Source organism: Bradyrhizobium sp. Unk1, from assembly GCF_059512345.1.
In genome coordinates this window covers 66063-72062 of record NZ_JCAMOP010000043.1, presented here as the reverse complement: position 1 = coordinate 72062, position 6000 = coordinate 66063, and the positions used below count along the sequence as shown (strand labels likewise).

Below are 6000 nucleotides of genomic sequence, written 5' to 3'. Positions count from 1 at the left end.
CTGCCAAGGACAAGAAATCATCCTATTTCGATGTTCGAATACAAAACGCCGCTTCGGGAAACCGAGGCGGCGTTTTTGTTTGTGTTGTCGTCTTCGGCAACAGCGGCGCCGAGCCTCATCCCATGAGACAGAACACGTTGACGCCGAAATAATCCGGCGTTGCGCTGTCGCTGGAACGTGTAGATCCCGCGGCGCGAGCAGAAGACATGGCTTCGCGCGGTGCGTCTTCCATTCGTAGACCGAGAGCAGATCCTCGCCGCTTTCAATGATGAGCGCGCTCTCGCGCACCTTCGTCATCGGCGCATTTTTCTGCCGGCAGAGTGATCAGTCGCAGGTCGTGATGTCAGGTGATTCCTGACACCAGGCTGAACGCCACCGCGCCGCAAATGGCAGCCGCCTCGAGAGGCGGCAAGCAGATCGATTCCATGCAGAACAATGTTTGGTGATCGCGGGAGTCACCACAGGGTTGTGATCATTCAGCCATGATCGGCCCTTAGCAGACGCAAGCGGAGTTCATGCGCAGTTCATTCCAGGCTCCCTAGTTTTTCCGTCGTCGAGACCTTCGATCGCCAAGACGTTCCACTGCCAAGACCTTCCGCTGACAACACCAACCATCCCTTTCAGGAGGAGACTCCCATGCCAGCATTGCTTCGTCCCGCCCTCACCGCGTTCGGCGTCGCGTGCCTTCTGTCCGCCGCATCGCTTGCCTCCTCCGGCACCGCGTTCGCGCAAGCCAAGCAGGCAGCGCCTGCTCCGCAGGCCGCGCCGGCGCAGGCGCCTAGCCTCAAGCAGATCGCGCTGACCGACAAGCAGCTCGACGGTGTGCTCGCCGCGCAGAAGGACATGGATGCGATCACGGAGAAGCTGCCGGAGAACACCGCGCCCGACCAGAAGGTGATCGGCCAGCTCGACGGCGTCGCCAAGAAGAACGGCTTTGCCGGCTATGACGATTACAACAACGTCGTCGACAACATCAGCCTCGTGCTCGGCGGCTTCGATCCCGCGACCAAGAAATATGTCGGCACCGAAGCCGTCATCAAGGCGCAGATCGCGCAGATCCAGGGCGACAAGAAGATGCCGGCCAAGGACAAGAAGGAAGCGCTCGACGAGCTCAACGAAGCGCTGAAGACGCCGGCGCCGCAGGTCGAGAACAAGGCCAACATCGATCTCGTCGGCAAGTACTACGACAAGCTGGTTGCCGCGTTGGGGGATGATCAGAATTGAGCGCTATTACGGAAAGCGCGCCCGCCACACCCACCGCTGTCCTGCCCCGGCTTGACCGGGGCATCCAGTACGCCGCAGCGGATGTGGTGACAGCGTGCTCTCCAATATCGGCCTCTGGAATACTGGATCGCCCGGTCAAGCCGGGCGATGACAGCTTTGGTATCGCTCCCGTCATTGCTCTACAAAAAGCCCCGGAGACATCTCCGGGGCTTTCGTCGTTTTCAGACGCCGTGAACCGTCGCTACGTCCGTGTCCGCATCCGCATCATGAAGCTGTCGTAGCTCAGCTCGGCGACCTGCATCCACGCCAGCGACTCGTTCCTGAACGCCGACAGGCTCGTGTACATCTTGTTGAAGTGCGGATTGGTCTTGCTGAGATCGGCGTAGATCTCGTTGGCGGCGTTGTAGCAGGCCTCCAGCACTTCCTGCGGGAACGGCTTCAGGATCGCACCGGCCACCAGCAGACGCTTCAACGCAGGCGGGTTGACGAAGTCGTATTTGCCGGTGACCCAGGTGAAGGTATCGCGTGAGGCCATCTCGACCACGGATTGATAGTGCTTCGGCAGCGCGTTCCATTTGTCGCGATTTATGACGTTGTGGCCCTGGCCTGTGCCTTCCCACCAGCCCGGATAGTAATAGTATTTTGCGACCTTCACGAAGCCGAGCTTCTCGTCGTCATAGGGGCCGACCCATTCGGCGGCGTCGATCGTGCCTTTCTCCAGCGCCGGATAGATGTCGCCGCCTGCGATCTGCTGCGGCACGCCGCCGACCTTGGCGATGATCGTGCCGGCGAAGCCGCCGACGCGGAATTTCAATCCCCTGAAATCCTCCATCGACTTGATCTCCTTCCGGAACCAGCCGCCCATCTGGGCGCCGGTCGAACCGGTGGGAATGCCGAGCGCGTTGTATTCCTTCAGCAGGTCGTTGAGCATCTCGGTGCCGCCGCCGAACAGAAGCCAGGAGATATGCGCCCGCGTGTTCAGTCCGAACGGCAGCGAGGTGCCGAAGGTGAAGGCGGGGTTCTTGCCCCAATAATAATACAGCGCCGTGTTGCCCATCTCGACCGTGCCGTTCGACACCGCGTCGAGCACCTGCAGGCCCGGCACGATCTCGCCGGATGCGAACGGCTGGATCTGGAATTTGTTGTCGGTGGCGTCAGCCACGCGCTTGCAGAAATATTCGCAGCCGCCGTAGAGCGTATCGAGCGCCTTGGGCCAGCTCGCGGCGAGCCGCCATCTCACCTCCGGCGAAGATTGCGCGATGGCCGGCGCAGCAACCGCTGTGCTTGCCGCCAGGCCAGCGCCTGTCACTTTCAGAAATTCACGACGTTTCATGCGTATCCCTCCGTTGTGCCGATTGCTCGACTAAGGGAACGATCTTCGTGTCGTCTTTTGCTTCGCCGAGAACCGAACTTGTCTTTGGTGAAGGTGTGAGCGTGTCCGACGGCCCTTCAGGGCTCTTTGTGGATCCCGTACGTTGCGGTTCCGGCCATCAGGATGACCGGTCGCCTTGCGATAATCAAGCGTCGTCGGGACGCTCGCAGTTGCGAGGCCGATCGGGACAACCAGCCTTGGTCCGAAACAGGAACCAAACTACGTAAAACCCCGGAGATGGCAGCATCTCCGGGGCTTCTCCGTCCTTTAGTCGTGTGAGCCGTTCAGTGCCTCACGTCTTGGTCCGCATCCGCGCCATGAAGCTGTCGTAGCTCAGCTCGGCCACCTGCGTCCAAGGCAACGAGTCATTCTTAAAGGCAGTCATGCTTGCATACATCTTGCCGAAATGCGGATTGGTCTTGGACAGGTCCGCATAGATCTCGTTGGCCTGGGTGTAGCAGGCCTCGAGCACGTCCTGCGGGAAGCCCCTGAGGATCGCGCCGTTCACGATCAGCCGCTTCAGCGCCGGAGCATTCACCGCGTCGTACTTGCCGGTGATCCAGGTGAAGGTGTCGCGTGACGCCGCGTCGATCGCCGCCTTGTAGTGTTTGGGCAGCGCGTTCCACTTCTCGATGTTCATGATGTTGTGGCCCTGGCTCGTGCCTTCCCACCAGCCGGGATAGTAGTAGTACTTCGCGACCTTGGCGAAGCCGAGCTTCTCGTCGTCATAGGGACCGACCCACTCCGCCGCGTCGATGGTGCCTTTCTCCAGCGCCGGATAGATGTCGCCGCCGGCGAGCTGCTGCGGCACGCAGCCGAGCTTGGCGAGGATCGTGCCGGCAAAGCCGCCGATGCGCATCTTCAAGCCCTTGAGGTCGTCGACCGTCTTGATCTCCTTCCTGAACCAGCCGCCCATCTGCGCGCCGGTCGATCCGGTCGGGATGCCGTAGACGTTGTGCTCTTTCAGGAGGTCGTTGACGAGATCCTGTCCGCCGCCCCACAGCAACCAGGAAATCTGCTGGCGCGTGTTCAAGCCGAACGGGAGGGCAGTTGCGAACGTGAATGCGGGGTTCTTGCCCCAATAATAATAAAGCGCGGTATTGCCGATCTCGACCGTGCCGTTCGACACGGCGTCGAGCACCTGCAGGCCCGGGACGATCTCGCCCGCCGCAAAAGGCTGTATCTGGAATTTGTTGTCGGTAATGTCGGCGACCTGCTTGCAGAAATATTCGCAGCCGCCATAGAGCGTATCGAGGGCTTTCGGCCAGCTCGTGGCGTAGCGCCACCTGACCTCGGGCGACGACTGCGCGATCGCGGGCGCAGCCACTGCTGTGCTCGCGGCCAGGCCGACGCCTGTCACCTTCAGAAAATCACGACGTTTCATGCGCATCCCTTCCATTGCGTCGATGCATCGACCAGGGAACGATCTTGCTGTCGTCTTGTCTTCGTCGAGGATCGACGTTCTCTTGTTGAGATTTGTTTGAGCGTTTCCGAATGGCCCTGATGGGCTCTTGTTGCTGGAAGCCGAGCGTTGCGGTTCCGTCAGCAAGGATGACCGGACGCCCTACGATAATCAAGTCTGATGCCTTCCTCGCAAGTGCGAACGCGGGCCAGACGCAAGTCGGAACCGTCAGCGATCTGCTACTCGATTAGGCAATGACAAGGGAGGCTGGCGCATGACGGGCAAAAAGGTCGTGGTCGCTGGGGCAACCGGTCTGGTCGGCAACGCCGCGTTGCGACACTTCGGCACATCCAGCCCTTGCGAGGTCATCGCGCTGTCACGGCGCAAGCCGCGCGACCTCTACGGAGCCCGCCACGTCCCGATCGACCTTACCAGCGAAGCCGATTGCCGCCGTGCCGCAGCCGAGCTTCAGGGCGCCACCCACCTGATCTACGCCGCGCTCTACGAGGCGCCGCAGCTCGTCGATGGTTGGCGCGACCCGCAGCAGATCAAGACCAACGATTTAATGCTGCGCAATTTGATGGCCGCGCTCGAGCCGGTCGCGCCGGACCTCAAGCATGTCGCCTTGCTGCAAGGCACCAAGGCCTATGGCGTTCACGTCCGCCCCCTGACGGTGCCGGCGCGCGAAGGCCGCTCCGAGATGTACGAGCAGCCCAACTTTTACTGGGCGCAGGAAAATTTCCTGCGCGAGCTCCAGCGCGGCAAGGCTCACAAGGAAAAGGCCTGGCACTGGAGCATCTTGCGCCCCGTTCTCATCGTCGGCCTCGCCATGGGTGGCGCCATGGATCTGATCCCGCCGCTCGGCGTCTATGCCGCGATGCTGCGTGAGCAGGGCAGGCCGCTCGATTTTCCCGGCGGCGCCGCGCGGGTGGCGCAGGCCGTCGACGTCGATCTCCTCGCGCGCGCAATCGCCTGGTCGGGCGAGGCCAAGGCGGCGCAGAACGAAGCGTTCAACGTCACCAATGGCGATGTCTTCACCTGGGAAAACATCTGGCCCGCGGTGGCCGACGCGCTGGAGATGAAGCCCGGCAAGCCGATCCCGCTATCGCTCGCCAAGGAGTTTCCCAATTGGGTCTCTTCTTGGGACGCGTTGCGACGCAAGCATGACCTCATGTCGCCGGACCTCGCCGACTTCGTCGGCCTGTCGTTCCAGTACGCCGATTACAGCATGCGCTACGGCCAGACCGAGCCCGGTCCGCCCTCGATCGTCTCGACCGTGAAGATCAACCGCGCGGGGTTCACCGAGATGATGGACACCGAGGATATGTTTCGGAAGTGGTTCAAGCAAGCCAAAGAGAGCCGGCTGCTTCCATAGAGATCGCTACTACGAAGGCAGTGCGCTCCCTCTCCCGCTTGCAGGGCCGGAGGTCGGGGCCGTTCCTACATCCAGTCGTGCACCCACCGCGTGACCTGGATGCTGATTTCGGCGAGAGCCACAAAGCCAGCACGAAACAGGCGGCCCTTTGGGGCCGCCTGAGCTGTTTAACGTCAGAGCAGATGACCTACTGGCAGAGATGCTGGAGGCCGTCGCTACCCTTGAAATAGGTGCCGGGCCGGCAGACGATGCCGTTGCGGGCAGCATACGTACTCCAGCTGCCGTTCCAGCCCATCTCGCCGTACGACATGCCGGGCGACATGGCGTAGGAATTGCCCCAGCTGCCGACAGTCGCGTCCGCCGCTGCCGGCTGGCGATATACCGTTCGCCGAGTTGATGGTCGAACTCGATAGTCGGGGGTGGTCCCCGTTCCAAGACCCGTGCAGCTGGCGAATTCAGCTTGGCATGCGTCCGGATTAGAGTTGTACCACTGCGCCTGTGCAGCAGAGCTGGACAGGGCAGATGCCACAACAACGACCGCACCAAGAATTTTCAGATTTATCATGGATTGCTCCTTACGGTTGGACCGTGGTGCAAGATGCCACGTGTGTCAGTATCCGGTTTTTT

5 protein-coding genes are annotated in these 6000 nt (G+C 61.4%); 2 read left to right on the top strand and 3 right to left on the bottom strand.

The features are described from left to right. Positions 1-636 precede the first annotated feature (636 nt). Positions 637-1224 carry a hypothetical protein gene (locus tag AC5ZFO_RS38240; protein ID WP_282525350.1) on the top strand — a complete coding sequence of 196 codons (588 nt, stop codon included), beginning with the start codon at positions 637-639 and terminating at the stop codon, positions 1222-1224. Between the two features lie 241 nt (positions 1225-1465). On the opposite strand, the gene AC5ZFO_RS38235 is transcribed toward AC5ZFO_RS38240, so the two are convergent. Further along, entirely contained in the window at positions 1466-2557 is a 1092-nt protein-coding gene (locus tag AC5ZFO_RS38235) for a TRAP transporter substrate-binding protein (RefSeq protein WP_282525349.1), read from the bottom strand. A 331-nt stretch (positions 2558-2888) separates the two neighbouring features. Beyond that, a complete protein-coding gene (locus tag AC5ZFO_RS38230) occupies positions 2889-3980 on the bottom strand; it encodes a TRAP transporter substrate-binding protein (RefSeq protein WP_282525348.1) in 1092 nt (363 codons plus the stop codon). 292 nt (positions 3981-4272) lie between these two features. On the opposite strand from AC5ZFO_RS38230, the gene AC5ZFO_RS38225 reads away from it, so the two are divergent. Beyond that, positions 4273-5373 (top strand): NAD-dependent epimerase/dehydratase family protein, encoded by a 1101-nt coding sequence (locus AC5ZFO_RS38225; RefSeq protein WP_282525347.1) that lies wholly within the window; start codon positions 4273-4275, stop codon positions 5371-5373. A 187-nt stretch (positions 5374-5560) separates the two neighbouring features. Here the strand turns inward: AC5ZFO_RS38225 and AC5ZFO_RS38220 are convergent, their stop codons facing one another. Next, complete coding sequence (locus tag AC5ZFO_RS38220; protein ID WP_282525346.1) at positions 5561-5938, bottom strand: hypothetical protein; 378 nt, start codon at positions 5936-5938, stop codon at positions 5561-5563. Positions 5939-6000 lie beyond the last annotated feature (62 nt).

Excerpts from the sequence above, each read along its gene's own strand:
- AC5ZFO_RS38235 (WP_282525349.1), bottom strand. The coding sequence starts at position 2,557 with ATGAAACGTCGTGAATTTCTGAAAGTGACAGGCGCTGGCCTGGCGGCA.
- AC5ZFO_RS38225 (WP_282525347.1), top strand. The coding sequence starts at position 4,273 with ATGACGGGCAAAAAGGTCGTGGTCGCTGGGGCAACCGGTCTGGTCGGC.
- AC5ZFO_RS38220 (WP_282525346.1), bottom strand. The coding sequence starts at position 5,938 with ATGATAAATCTGAAAATTCTTGGTGCGGTCGTTGTTGTGGCATCTGCC.
- AC5ZFO_RS38230 (WP_282525348.1), bottom strand. The coding sequence starts at position 3,980 with ATGAAACGTCGTGATTTTCTGAAGGTGACAGGCGTCGGCCTGGCCGCG.
- AC5ZFO_RS38240 (WP_282525350.1), top strand. The coding sequence starts at position 637 with ATGCCAGCATTGCTTCGTCCCGCCCTCACCGCGTTCGGCGTCGCGTGC.